Genomic DNA, 16,416 nt, shown 5'->3' on the forward strand with positions numbered 1-16,416 from the left:
CTCATTTCTTGTAGCGTCGTACTTCCAATACGCCTTTGAGCTGATCCAGCTTGGCCAATACTTTGCCCAGGTTACCCAAGGTCGCAATTTCCAGCGTGAGCAGCATGGTGGCGGTGTTGTCGTCCTGATGAGATTGGGTGTGCACCGCGGTCACGTTGACCTTTTCATTGGCCAGCACCGCAATCACGTCCTTGAGCAAGCCTTGTCGGTCCCAGGCACGCAGGAACACATCTACTGGGTAGGTAATCCGATCCGCTTCGCCCCAGGTAACCTCGATCACACGGTTAGGGTCATCACCCTGCATCGCTAGCAGCTTTTCACAGTCGGCGCGGTGCACTGTCACGCCCCGCCCTTGGGTGATGAAACCCATGACCTGATCGCCAGGTACCGGTTGGCAACAACCCGCCATGTGCGTCAGTAAATTACCTACGCCATGAATGGTAATATCACCACTGGTGGATGCTTTCGGTTTGGCGGGAACAAATTCCAGTTCTTGCTGGTTGTGGTCTGGTTGCAGGGCCTGAACTTGATTAACCACATGCCCGGGCCGCAAATCCCCCGCCCCCAACGACGCCAAAACGTCATCACCGGTTTTCAAGTTAAGGTGAGGAGCAAGGGTATCAAGGTCTACTTTATCCAACGCTAACCGCGACATTTCCTTTTCCAGGATGGTGCGCCCCTGGACGATGTGGACATCGCGGTCCTGACGTTTAAACCATTGTTGGATTCTTGCCCGAGCTGACGAGGTAGCCACATAACCCAGCGACGGGGTCAACCAGTCACGGCTGGGGCCACCTTCCTTGGTGGTGAGAATGGTGACCTGTTCGCCGGTGTTCAGGCTGTAGTTCAATGGCACGATATGGCCGTTAACCTTGGCGCCACGGCAGCGATGCCCCACTTCGGTATGAATGTGATAGGCAAAGTCCACCGGCGTAGCGCCAGATTCTAAGTCCACCACATGCCCTTCCGGGGTGAAGACATACACCCGGTCACTGACTAGGCCGTGGCGCAGTTCATCCACCATGGCATCCGGGCTATCATCGCCCAGCTCTTCATGCCACTCGAGCACCTGACGAAGCCAGGCGATACGCTGTTCGTAATCGGTAACCCCACTTTTGCCTTTCTTGGCCCCTTCTTTGTAACGCCAGTGAGCGCAGACACCCAGCTCCGCCTCTTCATGCATATCGAAGGTACGAATCTGCACTTCAAGCATCTTGCGTTCCGGGCCAACTACCGCGGTATGCAGGCTCTGGTAGCCATTGCCTTTGGGGCTGGCAATGTAGTCATCGAACTCTTTAGGCACATGCTGCCAAAGTGAATGAACCACCCCCAGAGCGGCATAACAATCGCGCACTTCCGGCACCAGAATACGCACCGCGCGCACATCATAGACTTCACCAAAGTCCAGATGCTTTTTCTGCATCTTGCGCCAGATACTGTAGATATGCTTGGCACGACCATTCACTTCGGCACCACCGATGCCGTTCTTTTTCAGATAACCGCGCAGCTGATCCAGTACATTTTCAATATACTGCTCGCGTGCCAAGCGTTTCTCATCCAACAGCTTGGCAATTTTTTTGTAGGCACCTGATTGCAGGTAGCGGAAAGATAGATCCTCCAGCTCCCACTTCAACTGACCCACACCGAGTCGGTGGGCCAGCGGCGCGTAGATATCGAAGATTTCCTGCGCCACCTTGCTCTGGCGCTCCGGGGTCGATTCCTTGACGGCACGAATGATCACAGTACGTTCGGCAAGCTTTACCAAGGCAACGCGCACGTCGTCGACCATGGCCACCAGCATCTTGCGCATGTTGTCGAGCTGGCCATCCTGCTGGCCCAATACAGCTTTCCGGGTAGGGTTAAGTGAGGTGCTGATTGCCGCCATGCGCAGCACGCCTTCAATCAGGTTCGCTACCTCCGGGCCAAATTCTTTCTCCACTTCCAGCAGGGTGACCTGCCCTTCACGCACCGCCCGATAAAGGATAGCGGCAGGAAGAACATCGCTGTCAGCGCCTAGGTCCACCAGCACTTCGGCCATCTCCAGGCCAATATCCAGGCAGCCTTTGCCGTAGGGCCATACCCGCCCAGCCGCTTCACCGGCCAGCTGACATTGCTCTGCGCGTTCGCAGGCTTGTTCCAACAAAGCACGCTCTCGGACCGGTGCACGGTCCTCCAACTGGACGACCCAATCTCTCCAGTGAACGATAGAACCTTCAGAAGGCTGTCGACGAACCGTTACCATGGCAAACCCTGCTACTTTTTCTTCATTTTTTCGAATACAGCGATAGACTCAACGTGGGTGGTATGGGGGAACATATCCATCACACCGGCCGCTTTAAGACGGTAGCCCAGCGCCATCAGTTCCCCGGCATCACGGGCCAATGTGGCGGGGTTGCATGACACATAAACAATCTTGGACGCACCAAGGCGGGGCATTAGTTTCACCATTTCCAGTGCCCCGGTACGCGGCGGATCAATCAAGATACGGTCATAGGTCTGTCTGGCCCAGGCCTGGCCGCTAACGTCCTGGCTCAGGTCCCAGGCGTGAAACTCCAGGTTTTCCAAGCTGTTACGGCGGGCATTCTCGTAACCGCGCTCGACCATGGCTTGGCTGACCTCCACGCCCACCACCTTGCCGGCCCGCTTAGCGGCAGGAATGGTGAAATTCCCCAGGCCGCAGAACAGGTCCAGCACCGTGTGATCCGGTGAGATATCCAGCAAGTCCAATGCCAACGGCACCATCTTGCGGTTAATTTCTGCATTCACCTGGGTGAAATCCGTTGGGTGAAAGGCCAGTTCAACCCCTGCCGACGGATGTTTGTAGTACAGGCGCTGTTCACCCTCTTGCGGCCAAATACGATGCACCGTGCTTTCGTTGCCCGGCTGCAGATAACAGTGCCAACCTAGATTCTGGCAAAAGCCCAGCAGGGCTTGTTGATCTGCCTCAGACAGTGGGTCCAAGTGACGGATAATCAACGCCACGTCGTCATCGCCGGCGGCCAATTCGATCTGCGGAATGCGACTACGACTTTCTAGGCCGTGCATCAGAGTACGTAACTCATCAATACGGTGGCCCACATCTGGAATCAGCACCTCACAGGTGTGTAACTGGGCGATGAAGCTGTTACGTTTCTCCCGAAAGCCCACCAGCGTTTCGCCCTTGGCTTCCACGTATTTCACGCCCATGCGCGCCTTACTGCGATAACCGGTTACCGGCCCGGTCAGCGGCGCTAGCCATTCCTCCGGTTCCAGCCCACCAAAATGCGCTAGTTGTTCGCGCAATACTGCTTGTTTGCGCGATACCTGCACCTCAGGGCTCATGTGCTGCAGGCTACAGCCACCACACAGAGTACTGTGCTCGCAAGGCGGGGTGACCCGATCCGGCGAGGCAGTCACAATTTCCACGGCTTTGCCTTCATCGAACTTGCGGCGCATATAGGTGAACTTGAACATCACCTCTTCACCGGGAAGTGCATTATCAATAAAGGTGGTTTTGCCATCGCGTCGGGCGATGCCCCGGCCATCGTGACTCAGGGTTTCAATGCTGGCGGGTTCCGGCGTTTCCGGTAACTGCTTGCGACGTCGTGCCATGGAAATCTCAATGCTCTGGAGTGAACAGCTAGGTGGGCAACCGTGCTACAGCGGCTGCCAATGTGGTGCGGATTGTATCGTTTCAGGCGGCGGGCGTCAGATTTGCAACGCGACCGGGGGCATCACACCCCCGATGCCTTCTGCCAGGTATCCAGAAATGCCAGAAAATGTGGGTGCCCTTCCTGCTTCAGGTAATCCTGCAGCAAGGTCAGTTCCTGATCGTATCCGGTGGCATCCAGCTCGCCACGCATCAATTGGAAGCGCAGGTAAACCAACCAGGTGTTGAGCACATCGGTTTCGCAGTAATCACGAATGCCCTTGAGGTCGCCCTCTTGGAAGGCATCGAAAACCTTGCCGCCGCTCATGCCCATTTTGCCCGGAAAGCCCAGCAGCGTGGCGATCTGGTCCAGCGGGGCATTGGCGCGCCCGTTGTACATGGCCAGCACGTCCATCAGGTCCAGGTGACGCTGATGGTAGCGGCTCAGGTAGTTGTTCCATTTGAAGCTGTTGTCTTCGTTGCCGGTTTCCCAATAACGGTGGGCGGTGACCCCATGCTTGAGCGCGCGGTAATGCAGAACAGGCAGGTCAAAACCACCGCCATTCCAGCTTACTAGGTTGGGAGTAAAGCGATCGATGCCATCGTAAAAACGCTCGATCAGCTCTTTTTCCGTGCTGTTTTCATCGCCCAGTGTCCACACCTTAAGGCCTTGCGATGAGCGCAACACCACGGAAATAGCAACAATGCGATGCAAGTGCAGGCGCAGAAATTCGGTGCCATTTTCCTGTCGACGCAGGTTCAGCAAGGCACTGGCCGTATCCTTGTCGCTCAGGCCACCCAAATCATAAATACGGCGTCCGCCGTCCAGATCTGGAATGGTTTCGATATCAAAAACCAGAACATTCATCCCTGAGTTTCTCCTTGCTGTGCTTCCTGAAACACGCCGGTGGACAAGTAACGGTCACCCCGATCACAGATAATCGCCACGATAACGGCATTTTCCAGTTCTTCACTTAATTGCAATGCACCGGCCACCGCTCCACCGGACGACACTCCGCAGCTAATTCCCTCTTCGCGGGCCAGGCGACGCATAGTGCGTTCTGCCAGCGTCTGCCCCATATCCACCACTCGATCCACCCGGGAATCGTCATAAATAGTCGGCAGGTATTCCTTCGGCCAGCGGCGGATACCGGGAATGGATGCGCCGTCCACCGGTTGCAGGCCGACAATCTGAATAGCCGGATTCTGCTCCTTGAGGTACATGCTACAGCCCATGATGGTGCCGGTTGTGCCCATAGAACTCACGAAATGGGTAATGGTGCCATTCGTATCGCGCCAAATTTCCGGACCGGTGCTTTCATAGTGGGCCAGCGGATTATCCCGGTTACCAAATTGGTCCAGCACCGTGCCTTCACCTCGCGCCTGCATGGCCTGAGCCAAATCCCGCGCGCCTTCCATGCCCTGCTCTTTACTCACGGAGATCAACTCGGCGCCGTAGGCGGCCATGGCATCACGGCGTTCCTGGCTCTGGTTAGCCGGCATGATTAATTTCATGCGATAACCGCGCATGGCGGCGGCCATGGCCAGCGCTATACCGGTGTTGCCACTGGTCGCTTCGATCAAGGTATCACCGGGCTGGATATCGCCACGCTGCTCGGCCTTGAGGATCATGTTTAATGCCGGGCGGTCTTTTACCGAACCGGCGGGGTTATTGCCCTCGAGCTTGACCAAAATGGTATTGCTGGTCTTTCCCGGCATGCGCTGCAAGCGCACAAGAGGCGTATTACCCACGGTCTGTTCAATGGTTTTATAATTCATGGCGCGTATTGTACCTAAAAAATGGCGGCGCGCTGCACGCCTCACACAACGAGTCGGTTGTCGTCATCACGCCCCTTGGCCAAAAAATTCGTGCCGGCTAATGGCGCTCGACCTTCATGCTTAGCGTCCTCACTCTCTACAAATGTGCCGTTGCGTGAGGCGTGCTGCATGTTGATGCTCTTCATGCATAATGGGGCAAATAACAGCAATCGGGAATTCATGGTCAATCAAAGCCTTCGCTCACGCCTGATGTTAATGGCCGCTATGCCCGCTTTATTGGCGGCACTGATCATTGGTGGCTATTCAATGGTGAACCGGATTATCGATGTCCGTGATACCAATGCCCAACGTCAGCAGCTGGTCACCGATAGCTATGCCGCCCAGCTGGAAACCCTGCCCCATAACAGCCAGAACAAACAGAACAAACAGAACAAACAGCAAATGCTGTTACGCCAATTGCTGGAAGAACAGGATGTGCGCGCCGCCACCCTGATATTCAACGATGGTAGGCCTTCTCTTCACGCCGGGCCACGGTTGCGCCCCACATCCCCCACCGCAACAACCGATGAACAAGGCCGTATTATCACCGATACTAGCTGGCAACTTCAGCGAAGTCTGCGCGGCAACTTACCCGCTCAACTCACTGTAGAATTTTCCCGTCAAGGACAATACCTATCCACGCTGGAAAACCTGCTCACTTTGTTTCTGGTGATGCTTGCTCTAATCATGGCCGCCATGATCCCCGCCATGCGTTTTTCCCGGCAACTTACTCAACCCATCAGCGAGATGGTCAATGCCGTGCATCGTATTCGCGATGGTGATTTGAGCATAACAATTCAGACTCAAGCCAAGAGCGAGCTCTCTGAACTGGAAACCGCCCTGCAGCAAATGATTGCCGCCCTAGCAGACGCGCAAACGGAATTGCAGAAGAATGTAGACCAAGCCACTCTAGATTTGCGTGAAACCCTGGAAACCATCGAGATTCAGAACATCGAACTGGATATGGCCCGCAAGGAAGCCTTGAAAGCCAGCCACATCAAGTCTGAATTTCTGGCCAACATGAGCCACGAAATTCGCACCCCACTCAACGGCATAATCGGCTTCACCAAATTACTGCATCGGTCACCGCTGAGCGCTCGTCAAGAAGAGTACCTATCCACGATTCATAAAAGCGCGGAATCGCTGCTCGCTATCATTAACGACGTGCTCGACTTCTCCAAAATCGAAGCCGGCAAACTTTCTCTGGATCACACCCCTCTTAACCTTCACGATCTAATCGAGGACGTACAGACACTGCTGGCCCCCATGGCCCAGGAACGGGGCCTGGAGCAAGCGTCCATTATCTATTCCGATGTGCCCGTGGCCCTGCTGGGCGACCCCCTGCGCATTCGCCAGGTACTGACCAACCTGCTTAGCAACGCGATTAAATTCACCGATCACGGCTCGGTAGTGGTACGCGCCATGCTAGAAGAGGATCGAGGGGCCGAAGCCATCATCAAGATTACTGTCACCGATACCGGTCACGGCTTAAGCCAAGAAAATCAGAAGAATTTGTTCCGTGCGTTTACCCAGACTGATCAAAGCGCTCGCCGACAAGAAGGCGGCACCGGGCTTGGACTAGCCATCAGCAAGCGTCTGGTGGAAAGCATGGGCGGTGAAATTGGTATTGAAAGCTGTGAGGAACGCGGCTCCACTTTCTGGTTCACCCTGCGCACCGAACGTGCCCCCCAACAACCCGTCCAAGCGCTATCTGAGGCCTTGATCGGCTGCACAGTCACCTTGATCGAAAATGATGAATACGGCCGCATGGGCCTGTACCACATGCTCAGCCATCTGCAACTGCATATCCACGAACAACACAGTCTCGACGGCCTCATGACCACGCTGGATAACGGAGAGCTGGCGCAAAGCGATTTTCTGGTTGTCGGCTTGCCCTGCCAAGCAACGAGCATTGACCTACCAAAGCTATTGAATAATCTAGCGGCGCGAGAGATTCCCACGCTGATACTGTGCAACAATCCCGAACATGTTTCCCGCTGGCTAGAGACTTACCCACACTGCCAGGTTCAGAGCAAACCCGTCACCCGCCAACGGCTACACAGCGCGCTGCTTTCCCTAAGCGGCCAAGACACACTGCCCCCCCCCCGACAACAGGTTCGCAGCCAGTTTCCACAACCCATTTCGGTACTGCTGGTGGATGACCATCCGGGGAACCTGAAATTGGCCCGGGTTTTCCTAGAAGAGCTCGGTGTCACGGTTACCGCCTGTGATAGCGGCCAGAGCGCTCTGGACACCTTCCAGAAACACCCCTTCGACCTGGTTTTCATGGACATCCAGATGCCCGGTATGGACGGTAAGGAGACGAGCAAACGCATGCGCGCCGCGGAGCCCGATGGAACACATACTCCAATTGTGGCGCTCACCGCCCACGCACTGGACAGCGAGCGCCGCGAACTGCTGGACAGTGGGCTAGATGATTATCTGAGCAAACCCATTACAGAGGAGCAGTTGCGCCATACGCTTCAAAAGTGGGTGCTGGATTGCCCCAATGGTGGCCTGCCAGATGCACCTGATAACAACGACGATAGCGATCAGGTCTTTGATCCCGAGCTGGCCCGCCGTCGTGCAGGGGGTCGTGATCAGCTAGCCGACGAAATGCTGGAAATGCTACTCGATAGCCTGGAGACGGATCGACCGGCCATCTCTGCAGCGTTCGATCGAAACGATAACAGTGACTTATTGGAGCGAGTACACAAACTCCATGGCGCCACTCGCTACTGCGGTGCTGCACGGCTAGAACAAGCCGCCCGGCGATTGGAAGAAGCATTGAAAACAGGTAGTAGCCGAGACCGGCTCCGGCCACTGGTCTCCGCCCTGTGTGATGAAATCTGTGCCCTAGAGCAACTCTACCAAGATCAAGGCCACGCTATGACTTTGGGTCAGAAGCCTAACGCCCCTTGAATTCCCTGCGTTTAAGGGAACTTGCGGGAAGAATCACACTGTGTCGAGCAAGCTACGCATGCTACGCACGGCTTCATCCAGACCGGTAATCGCGGCCCTAGCAATAATGCTATGCCCGATATTCAGTTCGTTGATGCCGGGAATCTCAGCAATCGCCAAGGTGTTATGGTAATGCAACCCGTGGCCCGCATTCACAATTAACCCCTGCGCCAAAGCAAACGCCACGGCAGAACGAATACGCGCCAGTTCCTGCTGCTGTTGATCAATAGTTTGCGCGTCAGCATAGCCGCCAGTATGAATTTCAATGGCCGGTGCTCCGCATTCACGAGCGGCGAGAATTTGGGATTCCTCTGCATCAATAAATAACGACACCTCGATTCCCGCTTGCCCCAATCGCTGACAACACTGAGCAATCCAAGCCTTATTACCCACTACATCCAACCCCCCTTCGGTGGTCAGTTCTTCACGCTTTTCCGGTACCAAGCAGCAATGCGGTGGTTGAATCCGACAGGCGATAACCACCATTTCTTCCGTGGCCGCCATTTCCAGGTTCATCCGCGTTTGTAGTGTCTGGGCGAGCAACTCTACGTCCCGATCATTGATATGACGGCGGTCTTCACGCAAGTGCACGGTAATGCCATCAGCACCCGCCTGTTCCGCCACCAAAGCCGCCTGTACCGGCTCCGGATAACGGGTACCTCGGGCCTGGCGTAGGGTAGCAATATGATCGATGTTAACGCCGAGAAGTACTCTGGACATAAAACTCACCTTAAACGCATTCTTATCTGGCCGGACGGTAGAGGCCGACCCGGAATTCTAGCTTCTAGCGGGTAGCTAATATTTTGATTGTCACTTTCATTTCCCCCGAAACAGTTCGCGGCTTTTCAGGGGGCGATTTCCTAGATGCGGGGCCAGCATTTGACGACACACATTTAGTGCTGCCTTACGAGCAGTGGGATGCCAATTTCCGCCACAAATGGCCAACAAATCCGCTCCCACATAGCTCGGGGCCGCCTCTGTCCGCACCAGACCCTGCTCAGGATTTAACTGATAGCGGGCATCCGCCTCCAATTCCTGACCATGGACATCCTGGTCCAGAGCAATGCCGTAACCGATTTCCTCCAGCGCCGCCAACTCGAATTGCCGCAGGGTAATATCCAGCGGAATATCGGTTAGTAAATCAGACAACGCCTGTTCGTATAACGGCCATATCGCGGGATTGGGGTCATCCCGATGCAGCAGCCGAGTGAGGAGCTCATTCAGGTAGAAGCCACAATATAGCGCCTTGCCGCTCAGCAATAGTCGATTGCCCCGTGGTTCACAGGCACGCAGGGAGTACATATCACCGGAGGGCTTCAACTCCACCCACAAAGGAGTAAACGGAGCCAACAGAGGATCTTTACGCCCACCGCGAACCACCGCACCAACACGGCCCAAGTTTGGCAGAAACAGGTCCACCGTCAGGCTGGTATTACGAAAAGGCCGCCGGTGAATCAACCAAGCGGCTTGCAGCGCGCTACTATCAGGAATCATGGATGCAGTTGAACGTTCAACAGTGCGAGATGGATCGCGCCGTTACGGTTATGCCGTGCCCGCACCTCAGCCAACACAGAAACGCGCAAAGTAGCTTTCATGACTTACACCCTGTTTATCCGCGCTTTTCAACTTTGAGCGTTCAATTCCTTTCATCATAGCCAAGGGAGCGCAACGCACGGGCATCGTCAGACCAGCCCGCCTTGATTTTCACCCACAGATTAAGCATCACTTTGCGCTCAATCAGGCGTTCGATATCCTCACGGGCTTGAATACCAATCTGCTTGATCCGCTCGCCCTTGTCGCCAATAAGAATTTTTTTCTGACCACGGCGCTCCACCAAAATGGCGGCCGAAATCTCTGTGACGCGGGGGCCGTCTTCCCACAGCTCCACTTCAACACTCACCTGGTGCGGCACTTCCTGGCCCAGTTGGCGAACCACTTTCTCACGAATAATCTCTGCCACCATAAACCGTAAGCTACGGTCGGTAAGTTGATCTTCCTCGTACCAGAAGTCTCCTTCTTGCAAGCGATCAACCAAGGCTTTTTCCAACTCCACCAAATTCTGTTCACGCAGTGCAGATACCGGAATAACCGCGTCAAAGGGATAGCGCTCACTCAGAGACTGTATATGCGGCAATAAAGCGCTCTTGTCATCCACATTGTCGACCTTGTTAATGATCAACAATACCGGAACGTCGCCTCCTTCTGGCAGCAAGGACAGCACGTGCTCGTCCGCCGGTGTCCACTTCATGGCATCCACCATCATGCAGATCACATCCACCCCAAACAGGGTCGATACCGCAGCCTCATTCATGGCGCGGTTTAGCGCCTTTTCCTGGCCAGTGTGAATACCCGGAGTGTCAGCAAACACAATCTGGTAATTATCGCGGCTAAGAATGCCATGAATCCGATGGCGAGTGGTCTGCGGTTTGCGCGAGGTGATACTTACTTTCTGACCAATCAGATGATTCATCAACGTGGATTTACCCACATTGGGGCGTCCAACAATCGACACCATGCCACACCGGGTGGTTTGAGGGTTGTCGGGTTGAGACGACGGGGTATCAGTCATACTGCTGCTCCAGCCATTCAAGCGCCAGGCTTGCCGCCTCTTGCTCAGCCTTTCGGCGACTTGCACCTTGGGCGATAAATATCTGCTGCACATTATCCAGTGAGCATTGCACATCGAAGGTCTGTTTCGGCGCCAGGCCTTCTACCTGGGTCACCTCATAGGTCGGTAATTCAAACTTGCGCGCTTGCAGCCATTCCTGCAAACGGGTCTTAGCATCTTTCTGGGCGCTCTGTGGAGAAATTGCGTCAAGACGCGGCGCAAACCAGGCCAGCACCACCTCACGACAGCGGGGCTCTCCACCATCCAACAGCATAGCGCCAATAATCGACTCCAGCGCATCAGCCAAAATGGAATCACGACGAAAACCGCCGCTTTTCAATTCCCCCCCTCCCAATACCAGATATTCACCCAAGCCTAATTCCCGCGCCACCAAAGCCAACGTCTGACCGCGAACAAGGGAAGCACGCATGCGGGTAAGTTGCCCTTCGGCAGCCTCTGGAAATTGCTCAAACAGAGCGACAGAGATGATCTGCCCGAGTTGAGCATCACCAAGAAATTCCAACCGCTCATAATTACGATGGCGGCTAACACTACGATGCGTGAGTGCCAACTCAAGAAGTGAGAGGTCCTGAAATTGATAGCCCAGGCGGGCCATCAGCCTATTAAGGTCACCGTTCACTGGCGAATGTCTTTTTTGAACTCATCATTGAAGCTCATCACGATACTTACGTTGTAGAACAACGGTTCTCGCACTTCATAATCTGTAGAGACGGTCAGAACACCGCCTTTCTTAACGATAACCAGATCATCAACAGAAATAACATTAACTTGGTTGATAGTGAACCGCTTGCTCAGTCCGTCGCGAATTTCGCGCGGAGACATCAGCGCCGTTTTGCTATCCTGCAGTAATGAACGGATGGCCGTCGAAATCGTATTATGTTCCATATAAGCCGGGATCATACGAAATGCAGCTGTCCCCAAGATTGCCACAACGATCAGCACAATTGCCCCGCTGATCAGTGACATCCCGCGTTGCTGTGAGGGCTTAGTTGTCATCATTGTAATTTGCCTCCACCTTATCAATGGCACCATTACGAGAAAAACTGGGCAGAGAGAAAATCGGTTTCCAGTGCATCCATATCATAAATGCTTCCCCCACGACCAGCTCCTCAGGGACTATACCCCAGAATCTGCTGTCGTTACTGTTATCCCGGTTATCGCCCATCACAAAGTAAGCATCTTCCGGCACAGTCCACTCACCCTGGGTGCGCGCCTGCGGGGTTTTCCGTCCAGTGTAGGGGTTAATTTTGCCTTCCTGCCAGATCAAGTGGCTAGCGTTACCCAGCTGTTCCACATATTGCTTGCGCCATACGCCAGAACCAACCCACTCGTTCACCAAGTCTCGATCGACTGTCTCACCGTTCACCGTTAACACGTTGTCTTTCACCTGAACCGTATCACCGGGCAAACCAACCACGCGCTTGATGAAGTTCTGTTTCCGGTTATCCGGAAACTTAAACACCATGACATCACCCCGTTCCGGCTCGCCAGTCTCAATTATCTTGGTGTTAGTTACCGGCAAACGTAGCCCATAGGCAAACTTGTTCACCAGAATAAAATCGTTCACCTTCAGCGTTGGCAACATGGAGCCCGACGGGATGGTAAAAGGCTCAACAATAAACGAACGAATCACCAGCACCACAAAAAACACCGAGATCAGTGAATTGGAGGTTTCCACCACACTGCCCACCGGGCCGCCCTTACTCTTCAGCTTAAGCGCCTTGTCGATCAGCCAGACAATCACCGTAATGGTCAGAGCCAGGGTCAACCAGAAACCGATATCAATATCCAACAGAAATCTCCATTAACAGAACCGCAGCAGGCAACAGCTGGACGCCTTGTGGTTTTACGTCCAGCGTCTAACGTCAGGCATTTATCAATTAATCATCCACTTTGAGCACAGCCAGGAACGCTTCCTGGGGAATTTCCACGTTGCCCACCTGCTTCATTCGCTTCTTGCCTTCTTTCTGCTTCTGAAGCAGTTTTTTCTTACGAGATACGTCGCCGCCATAACATTTCGCGGTCACGTTCTTACGCAGGGCTTTTACCGTCTGGCGCGCGATAATCTTGCTACCAATGGCAGCTTGAATGGCCACATCGAACATTTGTCGTGGCACCAATTCTTTCATCTTTTCACACAGGGCCCGGCCCCGGTAAGCAGATTGATCTAAGTGGCAGATCATCGCTAGCGCATCCACTTTGTCGCCGTTGATCAACACATCCACCCGCACCAGCTTGGTCGCCTCAAAACGCTCGAACGCGTAGTCCATGGAGGCGAAGCCCCGGCTCACCGACTTAATTCGATCGAAGAAATCCAACACCACTTCGGCCATGGGAATGTCGTAGGTCAGCGCCACCTGCTTGCCCAAGTACTGCATGTTGATCTGCGCGCCGCGGCGCTCAACGCACAGCGTGATCACATTGCCCACGAATTCCTGGGGCACCAGGATGTTCACCCGCGCAATCGGTTCACGGAATTCTTCTATCTTGCTGCCTTCAGGCAGTTTAGACGGGTTGTCCACATGCAGAATGTCACCGGATACCAACGCCAATTCATATACCACCGTAGGCGCCGTGGTAATCAAATCCAGATCGTATTCACGCTCCAATCGCTCTTGGATGATTTCCATGTGCAACATGCCCAGAAAACCCACCCGAAAACCGAAGCCCAACGCATCGGACGTTTCCGGTTCGTAGAACAGGGAGGCGTCATTAAGTGTTAGCTTGGCCAGGGCGTCACGGAAATCTTCATAATCATCCGCACTCACCGGGAACATGCCGGCATACACCTGCGGTTTCACATTTTTAAAGCCAGGCAGGGCGGCCACGTTCGGGGTTTTCGCCAAAGTCAGGGTGTCACCCACCGGTGCGCCATGAATATCCTTGATGCTGCCGCTCACCCAGCCCACTTCACCGGCTTCCAGCAATTTGGTCTCGGTACGCTTCGGCGTAAAGATACCCAAGCTATCAACCACGTGAGTCTGGCCGGTGGATTTCACCAAAATTTTGTCGCCCTTCTTCAGGCGTCCTTCTTTCACCCGAACCAACGAGATCACACCCATGTAATTATCGAACCAAGAATCGATAATCAGGGCCTGCAAGTCCGACTCGCGCTTCCCTTCAGGGGCGGGGATACGCTCTACCAACTGCTCAAGCAGGTCATCAATGCCAACGCCGGTCTTCGCCGACACCCGACAAGCGTCATGGGCATCCAGACCGATAATTTCCTCGATCTCGTTGATCACCATTTCAGGTTCAGCTTGGGGCAAGTCAATTTTGTTCAGAACCGCCAACACTTCCAGATCTTGCTCTATGGCGGTGTAACAGTTAGCCACCGACTGGGCTTCAACGCCCTGGGCGGCATCCACTACCAACAACGCCCCTTCACAGGCCGACAGGGAGCGGGACACCTCATACGAGAAATCCACATGGCCAGGGGTATCAATAAAGTTCAGCTGGTAGGTTTCGCCATCACGGGCCGTATAGTGCAGGGTCACACTCTGGGCCTTGATGGTAATGCCTCTTTCCCGCTCCAACTCCATGGAATCAAGCACCTGCTCTTTCAGCTCACGCTCGCTGAGGCCGCCGCAAACCTGAATAAAACGGTCCGCCAGGGTCGATTTGCCATGGTCAATATGGGCAATAATGGAAAAGTTGCGAATATTCTTGATGTCAGTCATAAGGCCTGTTGAACAAAAAGTCGTTGCCGCACCGGCCTTCCCTGCCCCAGATTCTTAAACCCGAGTGACAGAAAGAGCCGTCCTGCTGCCCGACCCTGCGCCGGACAACACACCGTGATACTCAAAACGACAAACAATGGGCCGCGATTCTAGCGGATATCGGGGGGGAGTTGCACGGCGCACCGTCCAGTGCGCCGAAAAACCCTACAGCGGGGCCCAAATAAAGGGGCTATGGCAGCTTAAGTGCCAAGAAGCGAGGGGTGCCATCACGATTAACCAATGCCGCCACGGTACCGTCTTCCGGCAAATTCGCCGCAGCCTCAGCTAAATCAGCGGCGCTATTGATCTGAGAGCCCTGCAGCGTGACCAGAATATCGCCTACCTGCAGCCCCGCCTTACGGGCCGGCCCCTCTGTAACCTGAGTAATCACCACACCGGCCTTCAAACCCAGGTGGCTCAATTCCGACGCCGAAGCCTTCCGCACGGTCAGCCCCAACTTGGCACCCGCAGCATTTTCACCCTTCTGGGCACCACTGCTTAAGGCCATTTCCGGATTATCCGGCAACAACCCGATCGTTACCGACAAGGTCTTCTCTTCACCATCACGGATGACCACCATATCCACGTCCGATTCCGGCCTCACCCGGCCCACCCAACGGGGCAACTCAGAAGAGCGATAAATCGTTTCACCATTAAACCGAATGATCACATCACCAGGCTCCACCCCGGCAGCTTCAGCCGGAGAACCCTCTAGCACTTGAGACACTAGCGCGCCACGAGGTGAACCTAAGCCAAACGATTGCGCCAGATCCCGGTCCACTTCCTGAATTAATACACCTAACCAGCCCCGGCTAACTTTGCCGCCATCTTTCAACTGGTTGACCACATCCATGGCCATATCCACCGGAATGGCAAAACTCACGCCCATATAGCCACCGGAACGGCTGAATATCTGCGAATTGATACCAACCACTTCACCGCTCAGGTTAAACAACGGTCCCCCACTGTTACCCGGGTTAATCGCTACATCGGTTTGAATAAAAGGCACGTAGCTATCACTGGGCAAACTGCGGCCCTTGGCACTGACAATCCCTGCGGTAACGCTGCTGTCGAAACCGAATGGAGCACCAATAGCCAATACCCATTCGCCCACTTTCAGGTCAGCGGAGGAGCCGATATTTACCACCGGCAAATCCCCTTCATCTACTTTCAACAATGCCAGATCGCTGCGCTCATCTGCCCCCACCAACGTGGCAGGCAATTCGCGGCGGTCTTGCAGGCGCACCATAATTTCGTCCGCTTCCGCCACCACATGGTTATTGGTCAGCACATAACCATCAGCAGAAATAATGAACCCGGAGCCCAGCGAACGGGTGTCCCCCTGCTCTGGCAGCGACGGCATTTCACCCTCACCGCCAAACTGTTCAAAAAAATGTTTGAAAAACTCAGGTAACTGTTTGAGTTGATCTGTAGCAGACGATGCATCTCGGTGAGTAACGGTGCTGATATTAACCACCGCCGGGCCTTCCTTCTCGACCAGCCGGGTGAAATCAGGCAGGCCTGTGACAAGCGGTTCTCCGCGGGTAGAGGACGATTCAGAAGAAGGGTCGGAGCAAGCTGTCAGTACAGCGCTCAAGATGACAAGCCACACTGCTGCGAAACGACGATATCCTCGTTCCATTGAAGTCTCCTTTTATCAG

Annotated in this window: 13 protein-coding genes; 1 reads left to right on the plus strand and 12 read right to left on the minus strand. The window is 54.5% G+C overall.

The window, feature by feature from the left end; genetic code table 11:
* Nucleotide 1 precedes the first annotated feature (1 nt).
* From relA to cysM, 4 genes are all read right to left on the minus strand, one after another.
* Nucleotides 2–2,242: a GTP diphosphokinase gene (gene relA / locus ABO_RS08410; RefSeq protein WP_011588904.1), complete on the minus strand. Its 2,241-nt coding sequence runs from the start codon at nucleotides 2,240–2,242 to the stop codon at nucleotides 2–4.
* A gap of 11 nt (nucleotides 2,243–2,253) precedes the next feature.
* On the minus strand, nucleotides 2,254–3,591 hold the full coding sequence (gene rlmD, locus ABO_RS08415) for a 23S rRNA (uracil(1939)-C(5))-methyltransferase RlmD (RefSeq protein WP_011588905.1): 1,338 nt from the start codon (nucleotides 3,589–3,591) through the stop codon (nucleotides 2,254–2,256).
* A 122-nt stretch (nucleotides 3,592–3,713) separates the two neighbouring features.
* Complete coding sequence (locus tag ABO_RS08420) at nucleotides 3,714–4,496, minus strand: 3'-5' exonuclease (RefSeq protein WP_011588906.1); 783 nt, start codon at nucleotides 4,494–4,496, stop codon at nucleotides 3,714–3,716.
* The gene (gene cysM / locus ABO_RS08425; RefSeq protein WP_011588907.1) at nucleotides 4,493–5,407 is read right to left on the minus strand and encodes a cysteine synthase CysM; all 915 of its coding nucleotides are present in this window, start codon (nucleotides 5,405–5,407) and stop codon (nucleotides 4,493–4,495) included. The genes ABO_RS08420 and cysM overlap by 4 nt, the downstream gene beginning before the upstream one ends.
* 168 nt (nucleotides 5,408–5,575) lie before the next feature.
* Between cysM and ABO_RS08430 the strand changes: the two genes are divergently transcribed.
* Nucleotides 5,576–8,368: a response regulator gene (locus tag ABO_RS08430; RefSeq protein ID WP_011588908.1), complete on the plus strand. Its 2,793-nt coding sequence runs from the start codon at nucleotides 5,576–5,578 to the stop codon at nucleotides 8,366–8,368.
* A 33-nt stretch (nucleotides 8,369–8,401) separates the two neighbouring features.
* On the opposite strand, the gene pdxJ is transcribed toward ABO_RS08430, so the two are convergent.
* From pdxJ to ABO_RS08470, 8 genes are all read right to left on the minus strand, one after another.
* The gene (pdxJ, locus tag ABO_RS08435; protein WP_041704968.1) at nucleotides 8,402–9,127 is read right to left on the minus strand and encodes a pyridoxine 5'-phosphate synthase; all 726 of its coding nucleotides are present in this window, start codon (nucleotides 9,125–9,127) and stop codon (nucleotides 8,402–8,404) included.
* A gap of 96 nt (nucleotides 9,128–9,223) precedes the next feature.
* Nucleotides 9,224–9,901, minus strand: a complete 678-nt coding sequence (gene recO / locus ABO_RS08440) for a DNA repair protein RecO (RefSeq protein WP_011588910.1) — start codon at nucleotides 9,899–9,901, stop codon at nucleotides 9,224–9,226.
* A 142-nt stretch (nucleotides 9,902–10,043) separates the two neighbouring features.
* Nucleotides 10,044–10,976 (minus strand): GTPase Era, encoded by a 933-nt coding sequence (gene era, locus ABO_RS08445; protein ID WP_011588911.1) that lies wholly within the window; start codon nucleotides 10,974–10,976, stop codon nucleotides 10,044–10,046.
* Nucleotides 10,969–11,655 carry a ribonuclease III gene (gene rnc / locus ABO_RS08450; RefSeq protein ID WP_011588912.1) on the minus strand — a complete coding sequence of 229 codons (687 nt, stop codon included), beginning with the start codon at nucleotides 11,653–11,655 and terminating at the stop codon, nucleotides 10,969–10,971. The genes era and rnc overlap by 8 nt, the downstream gene beginning before the upstream one ends.
* Nucleotides 11,652–12,035, minus strand: a complete 384-nt coding sequence (locus ABO_RS08455) for a DUF4845 domain-containing protein (RefSeq protein WP_011588913.1) — start codon at nucleotides 12,033–12,035, stop codon at nucleotides 11,652–11,654. Before ABO_RS08455 ends, rnc begins: the two co-directional genes overlap by 4 nt.
* On the minus strand, nucleotides 12,022–12,828 hold the full coding sequence (lepB, locus tag ABO_RS08460) for a signal peptidase I (protein WP_011588914.1): 807 nt from the start codon (nucleotides 12,826–12,828) through the stop codon (nucleotides 12,022–12,024). The genes ABO_RS08455 and lepB overlap by 14 nt, the downstream gene beginning before the upstream one ends.
* An 88-nt stretch (nucleotides 12,829–12,916) precedes the next feature.
* On the minus strand, nucleotides 12,917–14,716 hold the full coding sequence (lepA, locus tag ABO_RS08465; protein ID WP_011588915.1) for a translation elongation factor 4: 1,800 nt from the start codon (nucleotides 14,714–14,716) through the stop codon (nucleotides 12,917–12,919).
* A 229-nt stretch (nucleotides 14,717–14,945) separates the two neighbouring features.
* Nucleotides 14,946–16,397 (minus strand): DegQ family serine endoprotease, encoded by a 1,452-nt coding sequence (locus tag ABO_RS08470; protein ID WP_011588916.1) that lies wholly within the window; start codon nucleotides 16,395–16,397, stop codon nucleotides 14,946–14,948.
* Nucleotides 16,398–16,416: the final 19 nt, after the last annotated feature.

The sequence above is a fragment of the Alcanivorax borkumensis SK2 genome (assembly GCF_000009365.1).
GTDB lineage: Bacteria > Pseudomonadota > Gammaproteobacteria > Pseudomonadales > Alcanivoracaceae > Alcanivorax > Alcanivorax borkumensis.

What these genes read in the sequence shown, in the direction of transcription:
- relA (WP_011588904.1), bottom strand. Translation starts at nt 2,242, where the DNA reads ATGGTAACGGTTCGTCGACAGCCTTCTGAAGGTTCTATCGTTCACTGG.
- rlmD (WP_011588905.1), bottom strand. Translation starts at nt 3,591, where the DNA reads ATGGCACGACGTCGCAAGCAGTTACCGGAAACGCCGGAACCCGCCAGC.
- ABO_RS08420 (WP_011588906.1), bottom strand. Translation starts at nt 4,496, where the DNA reads ATGAATGTTCTGGTTTTTGATATCGAAACCATTCCAGATCTGGACGGC.
- cysM (WP_011588907.1), bottom strand. Translation starts at nt 5,407, where the DNA reads ATGAATTATAAAACCATTGAACAGACCGTGGGTAATACGCCTCTTGTG.
- ABO_RS08430 (WP_011588908.1), top strand. Translation starts at nt 5,576, where the DNA reads ATGTTGATGCTCTTCATGCATAATGGGGCAAATAACAGCAATCGGGAA.
- pdxJ (WP_041704968.1), bottom strand. Translation starts at nt 9,127, where the DNA reads ATGTCCAGAGTACTTCTCGGCGTTAACATCGATCATATTGCTACCCTA.
- recO (WP_011588910.1), bottom strand. Translation starts at nt 9,901, where the DNA reads ATGATTCCTGATAGTAGCGCGCTGCAAGCCGCTTGGTTGATTCACCGG.
- era (WP_011588911.1), bottom strand. Translation starts at nt 10,976, where the DNA reads ATGACTGATACCCCGTCGTCTCAACCCGACAACCCTCAAACCACCCGG.
- ABO_RS08455 (WP_011588913.1), bottom strand. Translation starts at nt 12,035, where the DNA reads ATGATGACAACTAAGCCCTCACAGCAACGCGGGATGTCACTGATCAGC.
- lepA (WP_011588915.1), bottom strand. Translation starts at nt 14,716, where the DNA reads ATGACTGACATCAAGAATATTCGCAACTTTTCCATTATTGCCCATATT.
- ABO_RS08470 (WP_011588916.1), bottom strand. Translation starts at nt 16,397, where the DNA reads ATGGAACGAGGATATCGTCGTTTCGCAGCAGTGTGGCTTGTCATCTTG.